We start from the raw sequence: 23,435 nt of genomic DNA, 5'->3' as shown, positions 1-23,435 counted from the left end.
TGCGAGTCGCAGGCAAAATTAAGAGCCAGTGGGCTTGGAAATGCGCTTTTTATCGCCGACAGGCTGTGGATAGCGGGCAAAGGATCAGCCAATCGGGCCAGTTCGCGAACCGAAATGCCGGATTTCATGGATTTCGGGCATCGCGTTGATTTTTGCCAGCATTGGCGCCAGCAGTTCCGCCCATTGTGTTGCCCCGGCTTTATCAGCAATCAAATCCTGCCGCACTTCAATGAGAACATGCGCAAAGCCTCTGGCGGTTGCATGGCGATAAAGCGCATCGTTTTTAAGTGCGCCATCATAAGGTTCGTTATCGCTGACAACCAGTCCAGCCTCATTGCGCAGCATGGAAAGGAAAGGGGTAACACCACGCGGGTCAGCATCCCACAAAAGCCCGATATGCCACGGGCGGTCTTTGCCGCGCCAGTTTGGTGTAAAGGAGTGGATCGCGACGATGAATGGTGCTTTCCCGCTTTCGCCTGCAACCTGCGTACTCATCGAGGCAACGGCATCATGATAAGGGCGATAGAAACGGTCGAGCCGGTTTTCGCGCTCTTCCGGCGTCATTGGATAGTTGCCGGAAATCACTGCGCCGTCTGATAATTGCATGATGAGTGTTGGGTCGTCTTCGCCGCGATTGGGATCAATCAGCAACCGGGAAAAGCCCCCCATGACCGCTGGGGCATTGAGCTTGGCTGCCAGCTGCCGCGTTAGTTCTTCGACGCCGATATCATAAGCGATATGGCGCTCAAACTCGCTTTGCGCCAAGCCAAGGCTGCCATATTTGGCAGGCAAATCACGCCGGGCATGGTCGGCAGTCAGAAGCAGGCCGAGGCTAAGGTCGCCATCGAGCTTATATACGGGTGAGAACGATGGATCAAATGACATGGATGCAGCTTCTTGGGTGGGATTTCTGTCATAAATCGCAAGTAGTTTCAGCTCTGTCATGAGAAAGTCGGTATTGCAACGATCATTCTCAAAAGAATGGTGAAGGCGTTTCGGGATTGAGGCAAGGCAGGAATCTAATCGTTTAAATTGCGCGAAAATGCTATGCAGTTTGATTGGAAATGCTGTAACTGATTTGTTCTCTCCGGGATTGCGTTGACATCAAAGGCGAAACTGCCGAAAAGAGATCGACCGAAAGAGGATTTCCTTGCGTGAGACAAAAGCGATTGCGGACTGAAGGAGTTCGGCGAATGCGACTTCCAGTGTTTTTGGGTTTGTTTTCCACTGTGCTTGTGGGTGCTTTGGGTGTGACTTCCATGGAAGCGCGTGCTGATTTTCGAGTATGTAACTCAACTCAGAATCTGGTTGGTGTTTCCATTGGCTATCGAGCCAAGGCCGGCTGGGTGACAGAGGGCTGGTGGCATATTGATGGCTCCACCTGCAAGACGCTGATCGAGGGGCCGTTGACCTCCCGATATTATTATCTTTTCGCAGAAGATTCTCAGAGCGGCGGTCGCTGGGAAGGCAAAGTGAACATGTGTGTGGCGGAAAAAGAATTCCGTATCACAGGTGTTCAGGACTGTTTTGCCCGTGGTTTCCAGCGCAATGGCTTTCAGGAATACGATACCGGGGAACAATCGAGCTGGATGGTACAGCTCACGGACGAAACGCCGTTAGAAAACTCCACAGTTACAGGAACGAATAACCCATGAAGCGCAACCGCAAGGTCAAGATTCTCGCCACACTCGGCCCGGCGTCTGGCGAGGAATCCGTTATCCGTCAGCTTTTTGAAGCAGGCGCAGACGTCTTCCGTATCAATATGAGTCATGCTGATCATGATATGATGCGTGCGCTTGTGAAGCGCATCCGCAATGTTGAAAAAGAGCTTGGTCGTCCAATCGGCATTCTGGCCGATCTTCAGGGTCCAAAGCTCCGCGTTGGCAAGTTCAAAAATACCAAGGTCACATTGACCGTTGGTCAGACCTTTACCCTCGACAACAATCAGGAACCGGGCGATGAAACCCGTGTTTATCTTCCGCACCCGGAAATTCTGGAAGCTGTGGAAGCTGGCCATCGTCTTCTGATCGATGACGGCAAGCTGGAGCTGATTGCAGAATCAAGCGATGGCAAGTCGATTGTTTGTAAGGTTGTTGCTGGAACCAGCATTTCCGATCGTAAGGGTGTTAGCCTGCCAGATACCACGCTGGGTGTCGGCGCTCTGACGGAAAAAGATTACAAGGATTTCGACGCGGTTCTGAAGGAAGATATCGACTGGGTTGCCCTGTCGTTCATTCAGCGCCCGGAAGATCTGATCGAAGCACGCAAGATTTCAGGCGGCAAGGTCGGCCTGATGTCCAAGATCGAAAAGCCGCAGGCTGTCACCCGTTTGGATGAGATCATCGAACTGTCCGACGCGATCATGGTTGCCCGTGGTGATCTTGGCGTTGAAATGCCACTGGAAAGCGTTCCGGGCATTCAGAAGCAGATGATCCGCAAGGCACGCCGCGCTGGTAAGCCAGTTGTGGTTGCGACACAGATGCTTGAATCAATGATCACCGCACCTGTTCCAACCCGCGCTGAAGTATCGGACGTCGCAACGGCTGTTTTTGAAGGCGCAGACGCGGTCATGCTTTCGGCAGAATCGGCTTCCGGTCAATATCCGGTTGAAGCAGTTGCCACGATGAACCGCATTGCGGAAAAGGTTGAGCGCGAGCCGACCTATCCGGGCATTCTGGATGCGCAGCGCGCAATCCCTGAACCAACCGGTTCCGATGCGATTGCTTTGGCTGCACGTCAGATCGCTGAAACGCTGAACCTTTCAGCAATCGTCACCTACACGGCTTCGGGTGCAACTGGTCTTCGTGCGGCGCGTGAACGTCCTCGTACACCAATCATCGCGCTGTCGCCGGTTGTTGAAACTGCACGCCGCCTGTCGGTTGTCTGGGGTCTGCATTGCGTTGTCACAGAAGACGCGCATGATCTGGAAGACATGGTCGATCACGCCTGTCAGGTCGCATTCAAGGAAGAGTTCGGCAAAGCTGGCGATCGTCTGATCGTTACGGCTGGTGTGCCATTCGGAACACCGGGCGCAACCAACCTTCTTCGCATCGCCTATATTGGGGCGGATGGTCAGTCTTCAACTGACTAATTCTGAGCATCCAGTTTTGGGTGGGCCTGATGTACAAGAAAAAACGCGCTCCTTTCGGGGCGCGTTTTTGTTTGTATCTCTGTCAGAGAATCAGGTGCGGGTGTCGCTCAGCTCTTCCGTGAGATCGAGCAGATTCTTCTGCGCATCACGCATCATCGGATTAACTTCGAGCGCTTTCTCGTAGGCCTTCAGAGCTTGCTCCTTGAGGCCACGAGCGCGCAGAATATCCGCCATGCCAGTTAGTGCGCCGTAATGGCGCGGCTCAAGCTCCAGCGTGCGATTGATGTCAAACATGGCATGCGTATAGTCATTGCGCAGGTAATAGACCGTCGCACGACGATTCCATGCTTCCGCATAATCGGGATTGATCGCGATGGCTTCATTGAGAAAATCGAGCGCTGACGTATAGCGCTTTTCAAGCATCGCTGAATTGGCCCATTGCACTAGAAGGTCCACCGTGGCGCTGCCAGATTGCTGCCAGATCTGATTGATCTGGATCGTCAGGCGACGAGCCTTGGTCGCATCGGAGGTGCGCTTGAGATCAGCAAAAAGCTTATCGAGCCGCTCTTCAGGCGTCTGGTCTGCTTGTTCTTGAGGTTTGGGAGTGGGCTTTTGTTCGCTGTCGGCACCCGTCTGCACAGGCAGGATAGGGGCGGTCAGCTTAGGCTTCGTATCGGCGAGCGCAGGGCTGGTGATCAGCAGAGCTGCGCTAAAGGCTGATAGGAGCGTGAAGTGTATTGGATAAGCAAAAACGTTCCGCATACGCATAATGTTTATTATACGTAGCGAAACGTCAAATGCAAAATCAGAAATAAGATTAGCCCTGACGTGCCTTGAAGCGCGGAGCAGTCTTATTGATGATGTAAACGCGGCCCTTACGACGAACGAGCTGGCAGTCACGATGACGGCCCTTGAGCGCCTTGAGCGAATTCTTGATCTTCATGTCAATCACCGGTCTTGGTTGGGCCCATCGACAGCACGTGTCGCGGGGCGGCATAAAAACAGGCGCCCAAGGCGCCAATTGGTTACAGGCAGTATTCCTGCCCGAAGGGTTGGCCGAAATACACAATATTTCAGCCGAATGTCAACTCCTGCGCCGCAGATTCACGAAGACTGGTCCCGAAAATCTTGCCGCAGGGCCTGCTAACGCAGGAATCTGATCGATTCCTGCGCAATGCTTAACGCGCGCGAGGGTGGATGCGGGTCACATGACCCATTTTGCGGCCCGGGCGGGCTTCTTTTTTACCATAGAGATGCAGCACAGCATTCGATTCTGCGAGAATCGCCGTAACCTGCTCAATATCGTCGCCGATGAGGTTTTCCATCACGCAATCGGAATGGCGCACCGTGTCGCCAAGCGGCAGCCCTGCAACGGCACGGATATGCTGTTCAAACTGCGAGATCGCGCAGGCAGCTTCCGTCCAGTGACCGGAATTATGCACGCGCGGTGCAAATTCATTGGCAAGCAGCGTTCCGTCAGCAAGAACGAAAAACTCAAGACCAAGCACACCGACATAATCAAGTGCATGGAGAAGCTTCTCAGCGGCCTTGCTGGCGGTGTCAGCTGTCTCAGCCGAGATTGCTGCGGGAACCGTCGAGGTCGATAGAATGCCGTCGTTATGGACGTTTTCTGAAATATCGAAGATCGCAACATTGCCGCTACGGTCGCGCGCTGCAATCACAGAGACTTCGCGCTCAAAAGCAACAAAGCCTTCAAGGATTGCTGGTGCGTGCTTGATCGCGTGAAGTGCGTTTTTCGCTTCGCTTTCGTCGAGCGATGTGAGGCGGACTTGTCCCTTGCCATCATAGCCGAGGCGCCGAGTTTTCAGAATACCGCGTTCGCCTAGTGCTCCGAGCGCTGCTATGAGCGATTCTTCATCGTCAACGAGACGCCACGGTGCGGTTTCGATACCGCTTTCATTGAGGAATTGCTTTTCGGTAAAGCGATCCTGCGAAATCTCAAGCGCTGCTGGTGGCGGAAATACGAGCGCCGATTCTGCAAGCTTATCGGCGGCTGATACCGGCACGTTCTCAAACTCATAGGTGATGACATCAGACGCTGCAGCAAGCTGTGCCAGCGCTGCCGGGTCATCATAGGCAGCAATAATCTGGCGATTTGCCACCTGAGCAGCCGGGCAATCGGCTTGCGGCTCCAGAATGATGGTTTCATAACCAAGGCGTGCAGCCGCCATAGCGAGCATACGGCCAAGCTGGCCCCCGCCGATGATTCCGATTGTAGAACCGGCCTTCAATGCTGAATGTGTCATATCAGACCTCATTGGATGGGCGTTCTGCAACGCTTTCGGTCTGGGCGGTGCGCCATTCGTCAAGACGGGCTGCAAGAGCGTCGTCATAAAGCGCAAGGACTGCTGCCGATAAGAGCGCTGCGTTGACTGCGCCAGCGCGACCGATGGCGAGTGTGCCGACCGGGATGCCGGCTGGCATCTGCACGATAGACAGAAGCGAATCCTGACCAGAAAGTGCCTTCGACTGCACCGGAACGCCAAAGACTGGGAGCGGGGTCATTGCTGCGGCCATGCCGGGGAGGTGGGCAGCGCCGCCAGCGCCAGCAATCACGACCTTGAAGCCTTCGGCTTTTGCGCCTTTGGCAAAAGAAACGAGGCGATCAGGAGTACGGTGTGCCGAAACAATGCGGGCATCGAAAGATATGCCCAATGCGTCAAGCGTATCAGCGGCATGGCGCATTGTTTCCCAATCGGATTGGCTTCCCATAATGATTGCGACATCTGCACTTCTGCTCATTGATCCGTCCTGCTTCTTGAGATCATGGAATGAAAAACAAAGCCGGGCGAACCCCGGCTATGAAACGTCTTTTATGTGATGCTCAGGCGATGATGTCAGGGATAACCTGATCTTCCAGTTCCTGAAGCTTGTCTTTGATTGCGAGTTTTTTCTTTTTCATGCGCTGTATGCGCAGCTGATCGCAGCCGACCTGCATCATAGCATCGATGGCTGCATCAAAATCCGCGTGTTCCTGTTTCAGACGTGCGACGGCCAATCTGATTTCGGCCTGATCCTGATCGGACATGCGGTTTGCCCCATTTCTTAAAAATAATATCACGGGCCGCTCCAGACTGGTGCAGACCCGTTTCAGGCGAAGCCTTTATCACATTTTTCGTGATTGGAAAATCCTACCAAAACAAATTCGACTTTGCATCAAACTCATGCCACAGTGTCATTGTTCTGTCATGAATAACGGTTGCTAACGAAACTGTTGAATGGCAGCCGGGACTGCGTAATTGGCCCGGATAGCAGGAGGTGTACTACCGGGCGTTTGCGCAGGTGAGAGCGGATGGAGCCATTTGTTGGCAAAACGCGACGTGGCTCTGTTCTTTTGGTTAAATCAATCGAAGGAGAATTGATGATGGCTATTGAGTCCCATCTTGCCACGCTTGAACAGAAGCACGGCGCTTTGGAAGAGGAAATCTCCGAAGCTTTAGCGTCACCGGCAATTGATGACCTGCATGTTACGTCTCTCAAGCGCAAGAAGCTGGCTCTTAAAGAGCAGATTGAAAAACTGAAAACTCAGGTGACGCGTCACTGATCCCCTAGTCCGAAGCTCAACACTCTTAAATTGTTGATATAGTTTCGTTTTCCGTTTCCGCTTAAACTAGAGCGTGTTGCAATCTGATTAAATCAGATCGGCGCTCTAAAGATCGTGATCTGGATAGCGATGCAAACAATCATCCCTTAGATATTGGCGGCTGCGTTACAGCCGCCGAACATCTTTATTTAATTCGCTTCGCCTTCCGCCCGTGGGTCGAGATTCATCCCCTCAGGCGTTGCGCTTTTCACTGATGGCATGCTCTTGAACTGCTCTTTTTCAGATTTCGGTACAGATGCACGTCGGCGTGAACGAAACAATGCATAGGCTGTTATCGAAATATGCGCGAGCGCTGTGATGGCAAACAGTCCCGATGGCCAGAAAATATCCATCGAAGCTGCAGCCAGCAATGGCCCAAGCATAGTGCCAAAGCCATAAAGCAGCAGCAGTCCGCTCGACACTTTCACAAAGCTTTCAGATGTGGCGTGGTCATTGGCATGAGCGACTGCGACCGGATAAAGAGCATAGGCAAGCGCACCATAGCAACCGGTCATAATGATGATAACTGTGCCGTTTGACGGCCCAATAATGAAAGCGGCCAGACCGACAAGTGCTGCCAGGGAAGCGACGCCAGCCAGCACATAACGCCGGTCTATCAGGTCGGAGATACGGCCCACAGGTATTTGCATCAAGGCCCCTGCGGCAATTGTAACGCTGACCATCAGGGCTATTTCGGCGGTAGAAATGCCGGATTTTGCGCCGAATACCGCGCCTAGCGTTCCCCATGCACCATTTGCAATGCCGATCAGGATACAGCCAACAAATGCGGCAGGCGAATTGCGATAGAGTGCTTTGAGGTCCAGTTGCACTTCGGTCAGTGGTTTGGGGCTGACGGCAGTGGACATGGCAGTTGGGATCAGTGCCAGGCAGAACAAAATGCCAGTGATCATAAAAAGGTGATCAGAACGAATATCGCCGTTGGCCACCATCATCTGGCCACTCATGGTCGCACCATAGTTGACCATCATATATAGGCCGAAAATCTTGCCACGCGATTCATTGGTGGCGCGCTCGTTGAGCCAGCTTTCAATGACCATGAAAGCGCCGGCCATTGAGAACCCGGTGAAAGTGCGTAAGATTATCCAGGATACTGCATCGATATAGATGCCGGATAGAAGGGCAATGATTGCTGCGGAGGCTGCGAAACAGCCAAAAGCGCGCACATGGCCGACACGTCGCACAAGACGCGGTGCAAACAGGCAACCAGCAACGAAGCCACCTGCCCATGTGGTGCCGAGCATACCAAGTGATGCGACAGAAAAGCCTTCGAGTCCGCCGCGTAATGGCAGAAGCAGACCATGCAGGCCGGAGGCCATTAACAGAAAGGCTGTGCCGCAGAGCAGCGCCAGAACCTGAATATAAATGCGCAAGATCACGTTCCCGGGATTTTATGAAGCCGCATAGCTGCTACTTCGCTTTGTCAGTGATGAGGAAACAGCGCAGTCTCAACGGAAAAGAGCTTCCGCCGCAGCGCGGCTGTCTCCCTTCTTTAGCCTCTCGGCTTTTAGACGTTCTATTTCAGACTGGAGCAAAGCGATGTGCTGGTCGATTTCGATAACCGACAACAGCGATAATTCTTCATCGCTAAGAACCACACTGTTGCGTGGTTTTGTAATATCTTCGTCAAAACCGCTCATGGCCTTCCTCCGGAGTCTCGAGCATTTCTTGTTTAGATTTGACCGTGCGAAATGCTCAATCTTTTTGTTTTACGCGCACCTTATTCCGAAAACCGCTTCGCACTTTGCGGGATGCGCTATAGGCTGCGCTTATAAAGACAGAAAAGATTTAACACCTTGAATCTTCGCATATATATTTCCAGAAATCGATGATGATTTCGCCAAATTTGCCTAGGATGCCATTATGTGCGGCATTTATGCGACGATGGGACGAAACAGGAGCTTTGATCATGACGGCTGAATTGCCTTCCCACATGACTGCAATCGAAATTCTGCAGCCGGGTGACGCAAATGTATTGCAACCTGTTGAGCGCGCAGTTCCTCAGCCGAAAGCTGGCGAAATACTGGTGCGGGTTCGCGCTGCGGGTGTGAACCGTCCCGATGTGTTGCAGCGACAAGGGAGTTACGCCCCGCCACCGGGAGCGTCCGACATTCCGGGATTGGAAATTGCCGGTGATGTTGTAGCACTAGGGGAGGGGGTGAAGCGCTATCGCATTGGCGATGCGGTCGTGGCATTGCTCGGCGGTGGTGGTTATGCAGAATATGCCACGGTGCATGAAAGCACGGCTCTGCCGTTGCCATCCGGCTATAGCTACAGTGAAGCGGCGGCGATCCCCGAAACCTTCTTCACCGTTTGGCACAATGTGTTTGAGCGCGGCGGGCTGAAAAAAGGTGAGACACTGCTGATCCATGGCGGGTCATCCGGCATTGGCACGACGGCCATTCAGCTTGCCAAGGCTTTTGGTGCGAAGGTGATTATTACTGCTGGCTCCACTGATAAATGTGAAGCTTGTCTCAAGCTCGGTGCCGACCGCGCGGTGAATTATCGTGATGAAGATTTCGTTGCCGTAGTGAAAGAAATGACGGACGGCAAGGGCGCCGATGTTATTCTTGATATGGTTGGCGGCGATTATGTTGATCGCAATTATAAAGCTGCCGCTGAAGATGGCCGTATTGTACAGATTGCTTTTCTCAATGGTGCAAAGGCTACAGCCAATTTTGCACTCCTGATGACCAAGCGTCTCACCCACACTGGTTCGACATTGCGATCACGTTCAGTGGACTTCAAAGCAGGTATTGCGCGTGAACTGGAAGCAAAAGTCTGGCCGCTTCTGACGGAACGGAAGGTTGCGCCGGTGATGGATATGACCTTTCCGTTGAAAGATGCGCGGCAGGCGCATGAGCGCATGGAGGGCAGTCAGCATATCGGCAAGATCGTGCTCGAAGTCGCCTGATTTTGTTCAATGAAAAGAGAACATGGGATGGGATGGCAGCAGTTTCTTGCTCTGCGCTCAAAAAAAATATATATAGACCGTGATTTCCCGGAATTTGTGGTTTTTCCCACGGCCCGCCCTACCGGAGCGGACGAACAAGAGGATTATATCTAATGGCCACCCAGCTTCTTATGCCGAAGGCAACGGCAGTCTGGCTCGTTGATAATACGGCTCTGTCCTTTGATCAGATCGCGGCTCTTTGCAAGCTGCATCCGCTCGAAGTGAAGGCTATTGCGGACGGTGAGGCCTCGCAGGGTATCAAGGGACTTGACCCGGTGATCACCGGTCAGCTTTCGCGCGAAGAAATCGCGAAGGGCGAAAAAGACCCGTATCATCGTGTGAAACTCTCTGAGCCAAAGGTTCGCGTGCCAGAAGCCAAGCGCAAGGGTCCACGTTATACCCCGCTTTCAAAGCGTCAGGATCGCCCGAATGCGATTCTCTGGTTGGTTCGCAACCATCCTGAATTGAAGGATGCGCAGATTTCGCGTCTGGTTGGAACGACAAAGTCGACCATCGAGCAGATTCGCAACCGTACCCATTGGAATTCGGCAACCTTGACCGCAATGGACCCGGTAACACTTGGTCTTTGCTCGCAGATTGATCTTGATCTAGAAGTTGATCGCGCAGCACGCAGCCGTCCTGTTGTCGAATCTGACAGCACATTGTTGCCCGCATCCGCGACCGAAAACTTTGATTACCGCGATGCGGCTCCTGAAGAAGAAGAGCTGGATGCGGAAAAGGTTTTCGCAAAGCTTTCTTCATTGAAGAACACAAACACGGATGAAGACGAAGAATAATATTTTCTTCGACTGAATACAGAAAACCCGCCGGTCTGGCGGGTTTTTCTTTTTAAGCTGGATGACGCTTTAATCTTTAAAGGAATTCCACTCGCTTAACTCCATAAGCCGATAGAAGTCAGCCAGTGTTTTGCCGCGTTCTGAACGGAATGTGCGACCAGATTTGTCAGCGGCAATGATGCGATCTGTGCGAAAAGTGCGGAAAGCATTGCGCAATTCGCACCAGCCGATCACAGTCCAGACCTTACCCCAGAACCAAAGACCAAGCGGACGGATGTCACGCTCACTCTCACGGGCTTCAAGGTCTCGATAGCGGATGCTGAGCACGGTGCCTTCATCAACCGCGCGTTCGACTGCATCAATAATGCGTCGTTCATCCACACTAATGGACGTGGACGGCGCATGGATTTGCGTGCTGGTAATGCGCGCGCGCTCTTCCTTGGGCAGTACGGCTTCAATCTTTACAAGTGCTTCCTCGGCACCCCGCGCCATGGAAACACCACCCCATGCACGAATCAGGCGCGCACCTGCAACCAGTGCTACGATTTCATCGCGCGTAAACATCAGCGGCGGCAGCTCGAACCCCTGACGCAGAATATAGCCGACACCAGCCTCTCCATCGATAGGAACACCCGTTGATTGAAGATCGGCTATATCGCGATAGATGGTGCGTTCGGAGACTTCCAGCCGTTCGGCAAGCTGCCGTGCGGTAACAAGCCTGCCCCCGCGCAGGTGCTGAACAATCTGGAATAGGCGGTCTGCGCGGCGCATTCCGAGCTTATTCTCCGTTACATTGTTTTGCTTTACGCTGTTCCAGATAGCGATCTGGCCAGCCCATATCCTTACGCAGTTCGCCCGGAAGTTCATCGAGTGCGCGCTGTGTAAGAATGTAGTGCCGACGTTCGTTTTGTCTGCGCCTGTATTCCTTCAGAATTGCGAGCAGTGGTGCGATTGCGAATGCCATGGTGAAATCCCTCGTCTGTAAGAATGCACTATGGCATAGTGCTCCTGACAACTTTCTGTCAGGAGTAAAGCTGTTGCTTAGGGTTTAAATCGCGGTTCTGCCGTGTAGCTGAGCGGCAGGCGTCCGCCGTCAGCATAAATGGTCTGACCGGTGATGAAACTCGACTCATTGGATGCCAGGAATGAAGCAATTGCTGCGATTTCAGCGGCTTGACCGATTCGGCCCAATGGCGTGCGGTCGATTATCTTTTTGCGTGCTTCCTTGTCTTTATTCACCGCAGCAAGCATATCGGTTTCAATCGAACCGGGGCCAATCGCATTAACGCGGATACCCCATTTGGCAAGTGCCACTGCCATTGTGCGTGTCAGCTGGTTGATGCCGCCTTTGGAGACAGAATAAGCGAGCTGTTCTGGTAGGCCGTAAATGGCATTGATGGACGACATGTTGATGATTTTGCCAGCATCGCCACCGGCTTCCACGCGTGCGACCATGCGTTTTGCAACAGACTGCCCACAGAGAAATGCACCCTTGAGATTAACGCGCACCACCCGGTCGAAATCGTCTTCCTTCAGATCAAGAAAATCGGCCTGATGCACGATACCGGCATTGTTGACCAGAATATCGATCTCGCCAAGATTGGTTGTCGCATAGGTCAGCAGATTGTGAATGTCGAGCTTGTCACCCACATCGCAGGCAATCGACAGGACCTTGCCATATTGCTCCAGATCTCTGACGGCCTTTGCAGCTTCTGATCCGTCAATATCTGATAGAACAACGCTGGCACCATCCATCAGAAAGCGTTTGGCAATGGCATAGCCGATGCCGCGCGCAGCTCCTGTGATGATCGCGACCTTGCCTTCTAACTGCATATATTATTCTCCGAATTTTGCCGGAGAGTGGACCGGCGACTTTCGCCGGTCAATGCATGATCAATAAATTAAACAAAAGCCAGCCCGATGTGACGTTCGCGCAGAACCGTGCTGATCTCGTCGAGAATCGCCGGGTCATCAATGGTTGCAGGCATTTTCCATTCCACACCATCCGCGATTTTCTGAATTGTTGAGCGTAAAATTTTGCCGGATCGGGTCTTTGGCAAACGTTTCACCGTGAGAGCCAGTCGGAAAGCTGCGACCGGCCCGATGGCATCGCGAATCATGCTGACGCACTCTTTTTCGACTTCATGGCTATCGCGGTCGATATTGGATTTCAGCACCAGAAAGCCGCAAGGCACCTGACCTTTGACAGAATCGGAGATGCCAAGCACCGCGCATTCTGCAACATCCGGATGGCTGGAAAGCACTTCCTCCATGGCGCCCGTAGAGAGACGGTGGCCCGCGACATTGATGATGTCATCGGTGCGGCTCATGATGTAGAGATAGCCATCATCATCCATATAGCCCGCATCGGCGGTTTTATAATAGCCGGGAAATTCGTTGAGATAGGCTTTGCGAAAGCGTTCATCGGCATTCCACAAGGTCGGCAGGCACCCCGGTGGCAAGGGCAACTTAATCAGGATATTTCCAAGCTGTCCGCGTTCGACTTCGTGGCCTGCGTCGTCGAGCACCTGAATATCATAGCCGGGTAGACAAACTGCTGGTGAACCATATTTGGTTTCAAGTAGCCCAAGGCCGAGCGGGTTGGCGACCATCGGCCAGCCGCTTTCTGTTTGCCACCAATGGTCGATTACCGGACAGCCGAGCAGATTTTCTGCCCAGTGGATCGTGTCTGGATCGGCACGTTCGCCTGCCAGATAGAGCGCACGTAATTTGGAAAGATCATATTTGCGCACGAAATTGCCGTCAGCATCGTCTTTTTTGATGGCGCGCAAAGCCGTTGGTGCGGTGAACATCACTTCCACATTATGTTCAGAGATGATGCGCCAATAGGTGCCTGCATCGGGCGTGCCGACTGGCTTACCTTCAAAAAGGATGCTGGTGGCACCGGCAATCAGTGGCGCATACACAATATAGGAATGGCCGACGACCCAGCCCACATCAGACGCGGCCCAGAAGACTTGTCCCGGTTCAACGCCAAAGACATGCTTCAGCGACCATGCAAGCGCCACCATATGTCCGCCATTGTCGCGCACGACACCTTTGGGCTCACCTGTGGTGCCGGATGTATAAAGCACATAAAGCGGATCAATAGCATCAAGCGGCGTACAGGGAACGTGACGACCGCGTGCAGCATCGACGGATGTGCGGTAATCAATGTCGCGTCCTTCAACGAGATTATACGGATGCTGGTCGCGCTGAAGGATAATGCAATGTTCGACCTTATGACGGGCAGTGGCAATCGCTTTGTCGAGCATGGCCTGATACGGCACGATACGGGTTGGCTCAATCCCGCAGGAGCCTGCGATAATCATCACTGGCTTTGCGTCGTCAATACGGGTCGCAAGCTCGTTGGCAGCAAAGCCACCAAACACGACGGAATGCACGGCGCCAATACGCGCTGAGGCCAGCATTGCGATCGCTGCTTCCGGTACCATTGGCATATAGATAAGCACACGGTCGCCTTTGCTCACGTTATTGTCGAGCATGACGGCGGAAAGCGCTTCTACCTCTTCCAGCAATTCGCGATAGGTGAACTTGCGTACGGAACCAGTAATCGGGCTTTCATAGATGAGTGCCACCTGATCGCCACGCCCATTTGCGACATGACGGTCGAGCGCATTATAGCAGGTGTTGCATTCGGCGCCTTTAAACCAGCGCCCATAGACGCCTTCATCGTTCGCAAAAACCTGATTCCATGGCTTAAACCAGTCAATGGCCTTGGCCGCGTTCGCCCAGAACTCCTCCGGGTCGTTCTGCCATGCAGCATAGGTCTGCGCATATTTCGATGTCATGCTGTTCCTCCCAGACGCACGCGTTGACGGGCCGATAGCCTATAAAAGCGTTGCGATAATATGTTGGATGAAAGTGCAAGATTTGGCTTGTTGGCCTTGTCTCCTCCACGCGCTTTTCATCTCTTCCGGGGGTGAGTGTAAGCTGATGAGCGAAGTTTCGTCCATCAAACTAAAGATGAATAAAAATATCACAGTCGGGAAAGCAGTGATCAGACTTGCAGCAGGCCCGTTGCTACGTCACAAGGAGGTATGAGAGGTGCTTCGTGACCAAAATTCTGCCGGTGCTGCTTGTAGCCCTCATGGCTCTGCATATTATCAAGCCGCTGGGCTGGCCGGGACTGAAAAAACGCGGTGATTTCTGGAAGATCGCCGTGTTTGCAATTTTCGCTATGGCGGTGGTCGTCGGATTTCATTTCGCTGAAAACTAAAATTATCGATTAGCGTGAGTTTTTATTGATATTTTCACAGCTTAACAGTCATTTTAGCCATAATTGGGTTTTGAAATGGCGGTGAAAAATCCCATTTAAATACTATCAGTTATAGGAGGAGAGATGCGACGTGCCCTGTTAAGCCTGCCATTCATGCTGGCTGCCTCGATGATCGCGCTTCCGGTTCACACCGTTTTTGCAGAGAGCATCAATGCAGGAAGCAGGGAGGCGACCGCAGAGTTACCTTTTAATGTTGCAGCCGTGGCAGAATTCGACACACCATGGGCGATTGCATTTCTGCCGGGCGGAAAACTGATCCTCACTGAAAAGGGCGGCAAGATTTTTGTCGTAACCGAGAAGGGTGATAAGACTGAAGTTACTGGCGTGCCGGAAGTTTTGGCCAGTGATCAGAACGGTCTTCTGGACATCCTGCCTGCGCCTGATTTTGCCAAGAGCAAGGCAATTTACTTCACCTATGTCATGCCGGAAAATGGTGGCGGCAGTCTTGTGCTGGTGCGTGCCAATTTGTCTGAAGGCAAAGGCAAGGCCGAGTTTAAGAACCTTGAGGCAATCTGGAAACAGTCGGCGGTTGCAAAGGGCGGACAACCCGGTGGCAAGATCGCGTTTTCGCCCGATAAAAAGCATCTGTTTCTGTCGGTCGGTGATCGGATGATCCCTGCTACTGCGCAGGATGAAAATGCACCAATGGGTAAGATTTTGCGCATGAATCTTGATGGTTCTGTTCCAAAAGACAATCCACATGCATCAGAAGAGGGCGTTAAAGCGCTGACATGGAGCATGGGGCATCGCAATCCCTATGGGCTTGCTTTCGCGCCTGATGGCAAGCTCTGGGAGCATGAGATGGGACCGCGCGGTGGCGATGAGTTCAATCTCATCAAGCCGGGTTTGAACTATGGCTGGCCGGTTGTTTCCAATGGCGACAATTATAGCGGCAGACCTATTCCACGGCACAGCACACGACCGGATTTTGAGGCTCCGATGCTGTTCTGGACGCCGGTGATTTCACCGGGCGGACTGGCTTTCTATAAGGGCAAGCAGTTCTCGGATTGGAATGGTTCTGCGCTGATTGCTGGGCTTTCATCGCAGGCATTGATCCGCGTCACGATCAATAGTGATGGTCAGCCGAATGAAGCAGAGCGCTTTGCGATGGAAAATCGCATCCGCGATGTGGCGGTTGCGCCTGATGGTGCGATCTGGGTGATCGAAGACGATAATCCGGGCCGGTTGTTGAAACTGACGCCTAAGTCATAAAGAAAAAGCCCGGAGGAAACTCCGGGCTTTTTGTTTTCTTATTTCTTCAGCACATCAACGCCGGGAAGAGGCTTGCCTTCCATCCATTCAAGGAATGCACCGCCAGCAGTCGAGATATAGCTGAAGTCGTCGGCAACGCCTGCATGATTAAGCGCTGCAACCGTATCGCCGCCGCCGCCGACTGAAACCAGCTTGCCAGCTTTGGTGCGGGCTGCAACATGCTTTGCAGTCTTTACGGTTGCTGCATCGAACGGACGCAGTTCAAAAGCACCGAGTGGGCCGTTCCAGATGAGCGTTGCCGCATCATCAATGGCCGAAGCGATCAGGTCGGTTGAAAGGTTGCCAGCATCGAGGATCATGCCGTCGTGTGGTACGCCATCAACGCCGTAGGTCTGGTTTGGTGTGTCGGCAGCAAAGTGCCAGCCCACAACAGCATCAACAGGCAGGATGATGGCGCATTTGGTCTTTTCAGCTTTGGCCATGATTTCGCGTGCGGTTTGCGCAAGATCATGTTCGCACAGCGATTTTCCAACATCGTGGCCCTGTGCTGCGAGGAAAGTGTTTGCCATGCCGCCGCCGATCACCAGCGCATCAACCTTTTCAATAAGGTTTGATAGCAGGTCGAGCTTTGTCGAAACCTTGGCGCCGCCAACAATTGCAACAACCGGACGCACCGGCTGGCCGAGGCCCTTTTCAAGCGCTTCGAGTTCAGCCTGCATACCGCGGCCCGCATAGGCTGGCAGCACATGGGCCAGACCTTCGGTCGAAGCGTGCGCGCGGTGTGCAGCCGAGAAAGCATCGTTGACGAAGATGTCGCCGTTTGCAGCAAGTGCTGCCACAAATTCCGGATCGTTCTTTTCTTCGCCTTTGTGGAAGCGGGTGTTTTCGAGAAGAAGAACATCACCGTCTTTCAGTGCATCAACAGCAGTCTTGGCTTTGTCGCCAATGCTGTCTTCCGCAAAGTGGACACCGTGTCCGAGCACTTTCGCAAGCGGCTTTACGACATGCTTCAGTGAATTTTCATCAGAGGCCACACCCTTTGGGCGACCGAAATGGGCGAGCAGGATAACCTTTGCACCCTTCTTCGAGAGCTCCGCAATGGTTGGAACAATACGTTCGATACGGGTGAGGTCAGTTACCTCGCCGTTTGCCATTGGTACGTTGAGGTCCACGCGAACCAGAACGCGCTTTGATTTGACGTCGACATCATCAAGGGTGCGGAAAGCCATTTTTCTTCTCTCGGTTTTGAATATGTAATTGAAAACGCCCCTTCGTGATTGAAGGGGCGTTGTCAGTTATTAGATCAGCTTGCCCATAGCGACAGCGGTGTCGCTCATGCGGTTCGAGAAGCCCCATTCATTGTCGTACCACGACAGGATGCGCACCATGGTGCCGTCCATGACCTTGGTCTGGTCGGTGTGGAATACCGACGAATGCGAATCATGGTTGAAGTCGTGCGATACCAGCGGCTCATCGGTGTAACCGAGGATGCCCTTGAGGCGGCCATTGGCAGCTTCACGGATCGCATTGTTGATTTCTTCAACAGTGGTGGTGCGCTTGGCAACGAAAGTCAGGTCAACGACCGAAACATTCGGGGTTGGAACGCGGATTGCAACGCCGTCGAGCTTGCCCTTCAGTTCTGGCAGAACCAGACCAACGGCCTTAGCAGCGCCCGTCGAAGTTGGGATCATCGAAAGAGCTGCTGCACGTGCGCGGTAGAGATCCTTGTGCATGGTGTCCAGCGTTGGCTGGTCGCCCGTGTAGGAGTGGATCGTGGTCATGAAGCCCTTTTCGATGCCGATTGCATCGTTAAGAACCTGTGCCACTGGCGCTAGGCAGTTGGTGGTGCATGAAGCGTTGGAAATGACCTGATGGTCCTTCGTCAGCTTGTCGTGGTTCACACCGAAAACGACAGTCAGATCAGCGCCATCGGCAGGAGCCGAAACGATAACGCGCTTTGCGCCAGCTTCAAGATGAAGGGCAGCCTTGTCGCGTGCAGTGAAAATGCCGGTGCATTCCAGAGCGATGTCGACGTTTTCTTCTTTCCACGGCAGTTCAGCCGGGTTGCGAACAGCGTGAACCTTGATCGGGCCGTAGCCAACGTCGATGGTGTCACCAGCGACTTTTACTTCCTTTGGAAAACGACCATGAACGCTGTCATAGCGCAGAAGGTGCGCGTTTGTTTCTACAGGGCCGAGATCGTTGATTGCAACGACCTGAATGTCGGTGCGGCCCGATTCGACGATAGCGCGAAGGACATTGCGGCCGATGCGGCCAAAACCGTTGATTGCGACGCGAACTGCCATTTTCTCTCATTCTCCCAAAAGGGTTCTGCATATGCAGTGGCTTGATAAAACAGCTAAGGCGGTAAGCCCCAACTGGAAAGGTAAACGCCGGCGTGTTTAGCGCCGGCGTTTGATCATTATGCGGCGTTGAGCTTCTTTTCCGCAGCTTCAGCAGCATGTTCTGCTGTGATGCCGAAATGCTTGTAGAGATCGTTGATCTCGCCCGAAGCGCCGAAGCCCTTCATGCCGATGAAGACGCCGTTTTCGCCGATGAAGCGTTCCCAGCCCATCGAAATACCAGCTTCGATTGCGACATTAACGGAAGCATCGCCAAGCGTTGCCTGCTTGTAAGCATCGCTTTGTTCTTCAAACAGCTCAAAGCATGGAACCGAAACAACGCGGGTTGCAATGCCCTTGGCTTCGAGAAGGTCACGCGCTTTGAGCGCGATTTCAACTTCGGAACCAGTTGCAAAGATCGAAACTTTCGCATCGCCCTGTGCAGCGGCCAGTTCGTAAGCGCCGAATGCGGAGAGGTTTTCTTCGCGATGTTCGGTACGAACGACAGGCAGGTTCTGGCGGGTCAAAGCGAGCGTCGAAGGCGTGCCCTTCGAATGCAGTGCAAGCTGCCAGCATTCTGCAACTTCCACAGCGTCAGCCGGACGGAAGACATTGTGGTTCGGAATGGCGCGCAGAGCTGCAAGATGCTCAACCGGCTGGTGGGTCGGACCGTCTTCGCCAAGACCGATCGAATCATGGGTCATGACGTAAACAACGCGGATGCCCATCAGCGACGACAGACGCATGGCCGGACGGCAATAATCCGAGAAGCACATGAAAGTGCCCGAGTAAGGGATCAGACCGCCATGCAGTGTGATACCGTTCATGGCAGCAGCCATGCCGTGTTCGCGGATACCGTAGTGGATGTAGCGACCACCGTAGTTTTCCGGCGTAACAGCCTTGGTCTGGCTGGTCTTGGTGTTGTTGGAGCCGGTCAGGTCGGCAGAGCCGCCGAGCGTTTCAGGCACAACGCCGTTGATCACTTCCAGAGCCATTTCGGACGACTTGCGGGTCGCCACCTTTGGCTTTTCAGCGGAAAGCTTCTTCTTGTATTCGTTGATCGCGTCATCGAAGTTTGCAGGCAGATCTCCACGCATACGACGTTCAAATTCAGCGCGGGTTTCTGCGTCAGCCGCAGCAAGACGCTTTTCCCATTCCAGACGCTTCTTCGCTGCATTGAGGCCAGCAACGCGCCATGCGTCGAGAACTTCAGCAGGAACAACGAAAGGCTCAGAAGCCCAGCCGAGTGCCTTGCGTGTTGCAGCAATTTCTTCTGCACCGAGTGGCGAACCGTGAACCTTGTTGGTGCCAGCCTTATTTGGCGAACCAAAACCAATCGTGGTCTTGCAGGCGATGAAGGTTGGCTTGTCCGAAACCTTGGCCAGTTCGATTGCCTTTGCAATCGCATCTTGATCATGGCCGTCAACGGCCAACGTGTTCCAGCCGGAAGCGGCGAAACGTGCAGGCTGATCGGTGTTGTCGGACAGCGAGATTGGGCCGTCGATGGAGATGTTGTTGTCGTCCCAAAGAACGATCAGCTTATTGAGCTTCAGATGACCAGCAAGCGAAAGAGCTTCCTGGCTGATGCCTTCCATAAGGCAGCCATCACCCACGATCGCATAGGTGTAGTGGTCAACGAGGCTGTCGCCGAACTGTGCGTTTAGAACGCGTTCGGAAAGCGCCATGCCAACAGCATTGGCAATGCCCTGTCCAAGTGGACCCGTTGTGGTTTCGATACCAGCGGCATGGCCGTATTCCGGGTGACCAGCAGTACGTGCACCGAGCTGGCGGAAATTCTTGATTTCCTCAATCGAGATGTCTTCGTAGCCCGAAAGGAAGAGCAGCGAATAAAGAAGCATCGAGCCGTGACCTGCGGAAAGCACGAAGCGGTCGCGATCTGGCCAATGTGGGTTCTGTGGGTCATGCGACAGAAAACGCGTGTAGAGCGTGGTCGCAATATCGGCTGCACCCATAGGCAGTCCGGGATGGCCGGAGTTGGCTTTTTCAACCGCATCAATCGAGAGGAAGCGGATTGCATTGGCCAACTGATTTTGTTTATCGGAATTCGTCATGGTCTCAGCCGTCTTTCCAGAGTGGTTTGAACGGGGTTGCGGCGATGCCTCGGGACTGAAGCACGAACTTCTTATACTAAACGATTTAATCAATTTAAACCGATTAAATGCGTCAGATGCTCGCGCTGCAAAAGGCTTTGGGACACATAGCACCTGCGACCGAGGAGTCAACAAAACGATAGCTTTTCGACGATAAACACTCCGCGATTCAGTCCGAAATGCGGGCAATTGCTGGGGCGACTAACACTGAAAAGCCTTTTTTGCGCTGATAACGGTGCATGAACGGGATCAAAGCCCCCTCATTTGTTGCTTATCGGGCTCACGATTATTACAGTCTTTTTAAAGATGCCCGTCCGGCAGGCGCGATTCGAAGTCTGTAATCTGGGTCTGTGATCTGGCATTGGAAAGGATATGGATGGCACCCGATACGACCCTCAGGCAAGTCCTCGAACGGCTGGACAAAGCACTCAACACGCTTGAACAAGCAGTTGATCTGCGGCTGGACAAGGAAGGCGACTTCGCCGAAGCCGAGGAAGAGGTGCAGCGTATGAACGCTGACCGTAGCAAACTTGCTCAGGAACTTGATCAATCTGAGGCACGCGCAGAGCGGCTTGAAGCTGCGAACCGTGAAGTGTCACGTCGTCTTGTGACCGCTATGGAAACCATCCGCGCCGTTCTGGATCGATAAAGGACACAAGCATGGCGACTGTAACTGTTACCATTGATGGCAAAGCTTATCGGATGGCGTGTGACGAAGGGCAAGAAGAGCACCTCTCTGGCCTTGCGGATCGTTTCGACCAGTATGTCACTCATTTGAAATCCTCTTTTGGTGAAATTGGTGATCTGCGTCTTACTGTTATGTCTGGCATTATGGTGATGGACGAGCTTGCTGAGACGCAGAAGCGTGTGAAAGCGCTCGAAAAAGAGGTTGAAAATCTGCGTCACTCACATGATGAAGCGCTGACAAATGCAGATAGAAATGACGCTGCCGTCACCGGAATGCTCGCAGATGTTGCAGCGCGTCTTGAGCAGGTAGCAGCGCGTATCTCACCGCGTCGTAGCTCGACTTAATTTTCCTAAAAGTTTTCTGTATCTGCCTTGATTGCTCTGGCGCTTATGTGTGACTGCGCCTATATATGTTGTCGGCGTACTGCGCTTCCCGACAGGTGTAACAGCATCCCCGGGGCCTTATTGATCTCTAAGGGAGCTGTCCCTGTGAAGGCCTGTGGGCTTTCGCATATGGCGCCCACCTACGTTGTAGGTTCCCGGGATCAAACACTACCATCGGTCGTCGTGGTCGCCACTTTCTCTCGCTTACCGCTTTTTTTGAGCCAAGCGGTTTGTTAATTTAGACGAATATGGTCTAAAACGCCTTATCTCTTCAAAGATATGTGCGTTTACTGATGACATATACTCCCCCTGATTTACCTCTATTGTCTGAACGTCTGCGCGTCGCTGTTCCGATTGCGATGGTCTACGGGCTGTTGCTCTATATGCTGATCTGGCTGACGCCGATTTCCGATATGATGCCCTTTTTCGGTGGCCTTATGCTGTTGCCGATGGGGATTGCAAGCCTTGCATCCAGCATCAGCGACCCGCGTGCGCAAAAAGCCCTTTGGAATCACGTAAAAATGGCCTGGATGATAATTGGCGGCCTTGTCGTGATCAGCATGGTCTTCTTTCGCGAGGGCGGGATTTGCGTGATTATGGCTGCGCCATTCTTCGCAGTTTTTTCGGCGATTGGATCATGGGTGACGCTTTCCCTTATTCGGCGCTTCCGTTCACCGCGTTCGACAATGCTGGTGATTGCACTTCCTTTGATGGTGTACCCTTTGGAACCGTTGCTGAAATATGAGCCCCATGAGGGGGCGGTTACCACCGTCATCGATATTGCAGCTTCACCTGACATTGTGTGGCAGCAGACGGCTGAAATCCGCAACGTTCGCGCGGATGAACTGTCATGGACATTCAGTCACGGAATTGTCGGTGTTCCGCAGCCTGTTGATGCACGGCTTGAGGGCGAGGGTGTCGGCGCTGTACGCCAGCTTGAGTGGACACGCGGTGTAAAATTTCAGGAAATCATAACGCAGTGGGAAGAAAATCGTCTTCTTGCATGGGATTTCAATTTTGGACCGGAATCGATCCCTGCAGCCGTTGAAGCGCATATCGATGTGGATAGTTCCTATCTCAAGCTTACCAATGGCGATTATCAGCTTGAAACACTTCCGAATGGTCACACGCGCCTGACACTGACCACGCGCTACCGGATTGCCACGCCGATCAATTTCTATTGTGATTTTTGGGGCAAGGTTTTCCTGAATGATTTTCACGGTGTTGTGCTGAAAGTCATTCGTGATCGTTCGCAACGGATTGCAGCTGCTGCTTGACTGATGCCGCCATTCCGGGTCCACTATCAGCAATTGGTGGAGGCGTTTTATGAATGACAATGGACAGCCGCAAGGTGGCGATAAGCAGGAGTTAAGGCGAGCAGTGCTTTCGCGTCGCGATGCGCTTGATCCGCGATTTCGTTACGAGGCGTCTTTGTCGGCGGCTAAAAAGGCAGAAGATGCTCTTCATATTCCCAAGGGAACAATGATCGCCGGGTATTGGCCGATCCGGTCGGAGATTGATCCACGCCCGCTATTGTCTTTTCTGCGTGATAAGGGTGTGCGGCTCTGTCTGCCAGTGGTTGTGGATAAGGAGACAATTGCTTTCCGCGAGTTTTTGCCGGATGCGGAACTCGTGCAGACGGGCTTTGGTACGATGGGACCAGATAAAAATGCCCCGCTGGTTGATCCTGCCATTTTGTTGATGCCGCTTGCCGGCTTTGACAAGCGTGGTCACAGGCTTGGTTATGGGGCAGGGCACTATGATCGGGCACTGTCGCGTTTTACCAAGCGCGGTCTCGAGCCGCTCCTGATCGGCATGGCATTTGAATGTCAGGAAGTGCCACATGTGCCCAATGAGCCGCACGATATCGCTCTTCACCAGATACTGACCGAGACTGGCTTGCGCTCCTTCGATCAGGGCTGATAAAGACGGATTT

26 protein-coding genes and 1 other RNA gene are annotated in these 23,435 nt (G+C 53.1%); 12 read left to right on the top strand and 15 right to left on the bottom strand.

What is annotated here, in order from left to right; genetic code table 11:
* Nucleotides 1–84: 84 nt before the first annotated feature.
* Nucleotides 85–885: an N-formylglutamate amidohydrolase gene (locus RI570_RS04565; RefSeq protein ID WP_313828546.1), complete on the bottom strand. Its 801-nt coding sequence runs from the start codon at nucleotides 883–885 to the stop codon at nucleotides 85–87.
* Between the two features lie 308 nt (nucleotides 886–1,193).
* Between RI570_RS04565 and RI570_RS04560 the strand changes: the two genes are divergently transcribed.
* Both RI570_RS04560 and pyk read left to right on the top strand, forming a co-directional pair.
* On the top strand, nucleotides 1,194–1,655 hold the full coding sequence (locus RI570_RS04560; RefSeq protein ID WP_313827203.1) for a DUF1036 domain-containing protein: 462 nt from the start codon (nucleotides 1,194–1,196) through the stop codon (nucleotides 1,653–1,655).
* On the top strand, nucleotides 1,652–3,091 hold the full coding sequence (pyk, locus tag RI570_RS04555; RefSeq protein ID WP_313827202.1) for a pyruvate kinase: 1,440 nt from the start codon (nucleotides 1,652–1,654) through the stop codon (nucleotides 3,089–3,091). Before RI570_RS04560 ends, pyk begins: the two co-directional genes overlap by 4 nt.
* A 90-nt stretch (nucleotides 3,092–3,181) precedes the next feature.
* Here pyk and RI570_RS04550 read toward each other — a convergent pair whose 3' ends face one another.
* The 5 genes from RI570_RS04550 to RI570_RS04530 form a co-directional block, all read right to left on the bottom strand.
* On the bottom strand, nucleotides 3,182–3,871 hold the full coding sequence (locus RI570_RS04550; protein ID WP_409558646.1) for a tetratricopeptide repeat protein: 690 nt from the start codon (nucleotides 3,869–3,871) through the stop codon (nucleotides 3,182–3,184).
* A gap of 37 nt (nucleotides 3,872–3,908) precedes the next feature.
* Entirely contained in the window at nucleotides 3,909–4,034 is a 126-nt protein-coding gene (gene ykgO, locus RI570_RS04545; RefSeq protein ID WP_075657282.1) for a type B 50S ribosomal protein L36, read from the bottom strand.
* Nucleotides 4,035–4,269: 235 nt separating this feature from the next.
* Nucleotides 4,270–5,358, bottom strand: coding sequence for a 5-(carboxyamino)imidazole ribonucleotide synthase (locus RI570_RS04540; RefSeq protein ID WP_313827195.1), 1,089 nt, complete (start codon nucleotides 5,356–5,358; stop codon nucleotides 4,270–4,272).
* Between the two features lies 1 nt (nucleotide 5,359).
* Nucleotides 5,360–5,854 carry a 5-(carboxyamino)imidazole ribonucleotide mutase gene (gene purE, locus RI570_RS04535; protein WP_313827194.1) on the bottom strand — a complete coding sequence of 165 codons (495 nt, stop codon included), beginning with the start codon at nucleotides 5,852–5,854 and terminating at the stop codon, nucleotides 5,360–5,362.
* A gap of 82 nt (nucleotides 5,855–5,936) precedes the next feature.
* Complete coding sequence (locus RI570_RS04530) at nucleotides 5,937–6,140, bottom strand: YdcH family protein (RefSeq protein ID WP_187544001.1); 204 nt, start codon at nucleotides 6,138–6,140, stop codon at nucleotides 5,937–5,939.
* 333 nt (nucleotides 6,141–6,473) lie between these two features.
* Here RI570_RS04530 and RI570_RS04525 point away from each other — a divergent pair, with 333 nt between their 5' ends.
* Complete coding sequence (locus tag RI570_RS04525; protein WP_187544002.1) at nucleotides 6,474–6,656, top strand: YdcH family protein; 183 nt, start codon at nucleotides 6,474–6,476, stop codon at nucleotides 6,654–6,656.
* Nucleotides 6,657–6,844: 188 nt separating this feature from the next.
* Here the strand turns inward: RI570_RS04525 and RI570_RS04520 are convergent, their stop codons facing one another.
* Nucleotides 6,845–8,086 carry an MFS transporter gene (locus tag RI570_RS04520; RefSeq protein ID WP_313827193.1) on the bottom strand — a complete coding sequence of 414 codons (1,242 nt, stop codon included), beginning with the start codon at nucleotides 8,084–8,086 and terminating at the stop codon, nucleotides 6,845–6,847.
* 75 nt (nucleotides 8,087–8,161) lie between these two features.
* Nucleotides 8,162–8,353 carry a DUF1192 domain-containing protein gene (locus RI570_RS04515; RefSeq protein ID WP_313827192.1) on the bottom strand — a complete coding sequence of 64 codons (192 nt, stop codon included), beginning with the start codon at nucleotides 8,351–8,353 and terminating at the stop codon, nucleotides 8,162–8,164.
* A 269-nt stretch (nucleotides 8,354–8,622) separates the two neighbouring features.
* Between RI570_RS04515 and RI570_RS04510 the strand changes: the two genes are divergently transcribed.
* Both RI570_RS04510 and RI570_RS04505 read left to right on the top strand, forming a co-directional pair.
* Entirely contained in the window at nucleotides 8,623–9,627 is a 1,005-nt protein-coding gene (locus RI570_RS04510) for an NAD(P)H-quinone oxidoreductase (RefSeq protein ID WP_313827191.1), read from the top strand.
* A gap of 152 nt (nucleotides 9,628–9,779) precedes the next feature.
* Entirely contained in the window at nucleotides 9,780–10,463 is a 684-nt protein-coding gene (locus tag RI570_RS04505) for a DUF1013 domain-containing protein (protein WP_313827190.1), read from the top strand.
* Nucleotides 10,464–10,532: 69 nt separating this feature from the next.
* Here the strand turns inward: RI570_RS04505 and RI570_RS04500 are convergent, their stop codons facing one another.
* From RI570_RS04500 to RI570_RS04485, 4 genes are all read right to left on the bottom strand, one after another.
* Complete coding sequence (locus tag RI570_RS04500; RefSeq protein WP_313827189.1) at nucleotides 10,533–11,234, bottom strand: YafY family protein; 702 nt, start codon at nucleotides 11,232–11,234, stop codon at nucleotides 10,533–10,535.
* Nucleotides 11,235–11,241: 7 nt separating this feature from the next.
* The gene (locus tag RI570_RS04495; RefSeq protein ID WP_313827187.1) at nucleotides 11,242–11,427 is read right to left on the bottom strand and encodes a hypothetical protein; all 186 of its coding nucleotides are present in this window, start codon (nucleotides 11,425–11,427) and stop codon (nucleotides 11,242–11,244) included.
* Nucleotides 11,428–11,504: 77 nt separating this feature from the next.
* The gene (locus RI570_RS04490) at nucleotides 11,505–12,296 is read right to left on the bottom strand and encodes an SDR family oxidoreductase (RefSeq protein WP_313827186.1); all 792 of its coding nucleotides are present in this window, start codon (nucleotides 12,294–12,296) and stop codon (nucleotides 11,505–11,507) included.
* Between the two features lie 68 nt (nucleotides 12,297–12,364).
* A complete protein-coding gene (locus RI570_RS04485; protein ID WP_313827185.1) occupies nucleotides 12,365–14,275 on the bottom strand; it encodes a propionyl-CoA synthetase in 1,911 nt (636 codons plus the stop codon).
* Between the two features lie 263 nt (nucleotides 14,276–14,538).
* Here RI570_RS04485 and RI570_RS04480 point away from each other — a divergent pair, with 263 nt between their 5' ends.
* On the top strand, nucleotides 14,539–14,703 hold the full coding sequence (locus tag RI570_RS04480) for a hypothetical protein (protein ID WP_313828640.1): 165 nt from the start codon (nucleotides 14,539–14,541) through the stop codon (nucleotides 14,701–14,703).
* Between the two features lie 123 nt (nucleotides 14,704–14,826).
* Entirely contained in the window at nucleotides 14,827–15,975 is a 1,149-nt protein-coding gene (locus tag RI570_RS04475; protein WP_313827184.1) for a PQQ-dependent sugar dehydrogenase, read from the top strand.
* A gap of 38 nt (nucleotides 15,976–16,013) precedes the next feature.
* On the opposite strand, the gene RI570_RS04470 is transcribed toward RI570_RS04475, so the two are convergent.
* From RI570_RS04470 to tkt, 3 genes are all read right to left on the bottom strand, one after another.
* A complete protein-coding gene (locus RI570_RS04470; RefSeq protein ID WP_313827183.1) occupies nucleotides 16,014–17,204 on the bottom strand; it encodes a phosphoglycerate kinase in 1,191 nt (396 codons plus the stop codon).
* Between the two features lie 69 nt (nucleotides 17,205–17,273).
* A complete protein-coding gene (gene gap, locus RI570_RS04465; RefSeq protein ID WP_313827182.1) occupies nucleotides 17,274–18,281 on the bottom strand; it encodes a type I glyceraldehyde-3-phosphate dehydrogenase in 1,008 nt (335 codons plus the stop codon).
* Between the two features lie 116 nt (nucleotides 18,282–18,397).
* Nucleotides 18,398–20,389: a transketolase gene (gene tkt, locus RI570_RS04460; protein ID WP_313827180.1), complete on the bottom strand. Its 1,992-nt coding sequence runs from the start codon at nucleotides 20,387–20,389 to the stop codon at nucleotides 18,398–18,400.
* A gap of 415 nt (nucleotides 20,390–20,804) precedes the next feature.
* On the opposite strand from tkt, the gene RI570_RS04455 reads away from it, so the two are divergent.
* The 5 genes from RI570_RS04455 to RI570_RS04435 all read left to right on the top strand — a co-directional run bounded on the left by RI570_RS04455 (nucleotide 20,805) and on the right by RI570_RS04435 (nucleotide 23,422).
* On the top strand, nucleotides 20,805–21,077 hold the full coding sequence (locus RI570_RS04455; RefSeq protein WP_250041133.1) for a DUF4164 domain-containing protein: 273 nt from the start codon (nucleotides 20,805–20,807) through the stop codon (nucleotides 21,075–21,077).
* 11 nt (nucleotides 21,078–21,088) lie between these two features.
* Nucleotides 21,089–21,460, top strand: coding sequence for a cell division protein ZapA (locus tag RI570_RS04450; RefSeq protein WP_313827179.1), 372 nt, complete (start codon nucleotides 21,089–21,091; stop codon nucleotides 21,458–21,460).
* Between the two features lie 73 nt (nucleotides 21,461–21,533).
* A non-coding RNA gene (gene ssrS, locus RI570_RS04445) (6S RNA) lies at nucleotides 21,534–21,692 on the top strand.
* Between the two features lie 100 nt (nucleotides 21,693–21,792).
* Nucleotides 21,793–22,776 (top strand): SRPBCC family protein, encoded by a 984-nt coding sequence (locus RI570_RS04440; protein ID WP_313827178.1) that lies wholly within the window; start codon nucleotides 21,793–21,795, stop codon nucleotides 22,774–22,776.
* A gap of 49 nt (nucleotides 22,777–22,825) precedes the next feature.
* Nucleotides 22,826–23,422 (top strand): 5-formyltetrahydrofolate cyclo-ligase, encoded by a 597-nt coding sequence (locus RI570_RS04435; protein WP_313827177.1) that lies wholly within the window; start codon nucleotides 22,826–22,828, stop codon nucleotides 23,420–23,422.
* Nucleotides 23,423–23,435: the final 13 nt, after the last annotated feature.

The sequence above is a fragment of the Brucella pseudogrignonensis genome (genome assembly GCF_032190615.1).
Classification (GTDB): domain Bacteria; phylum Pseudomonadota; class Alphaproteobacteria; order Rhizobiales; family Rhizobiaceae; genus Brucella; species Brucella pseudogrignonensis_B.
Note: the sequence above shows the minus strand (reverse complement) of the source record. Positions and strands in the feature narration are given on the sequence as shown.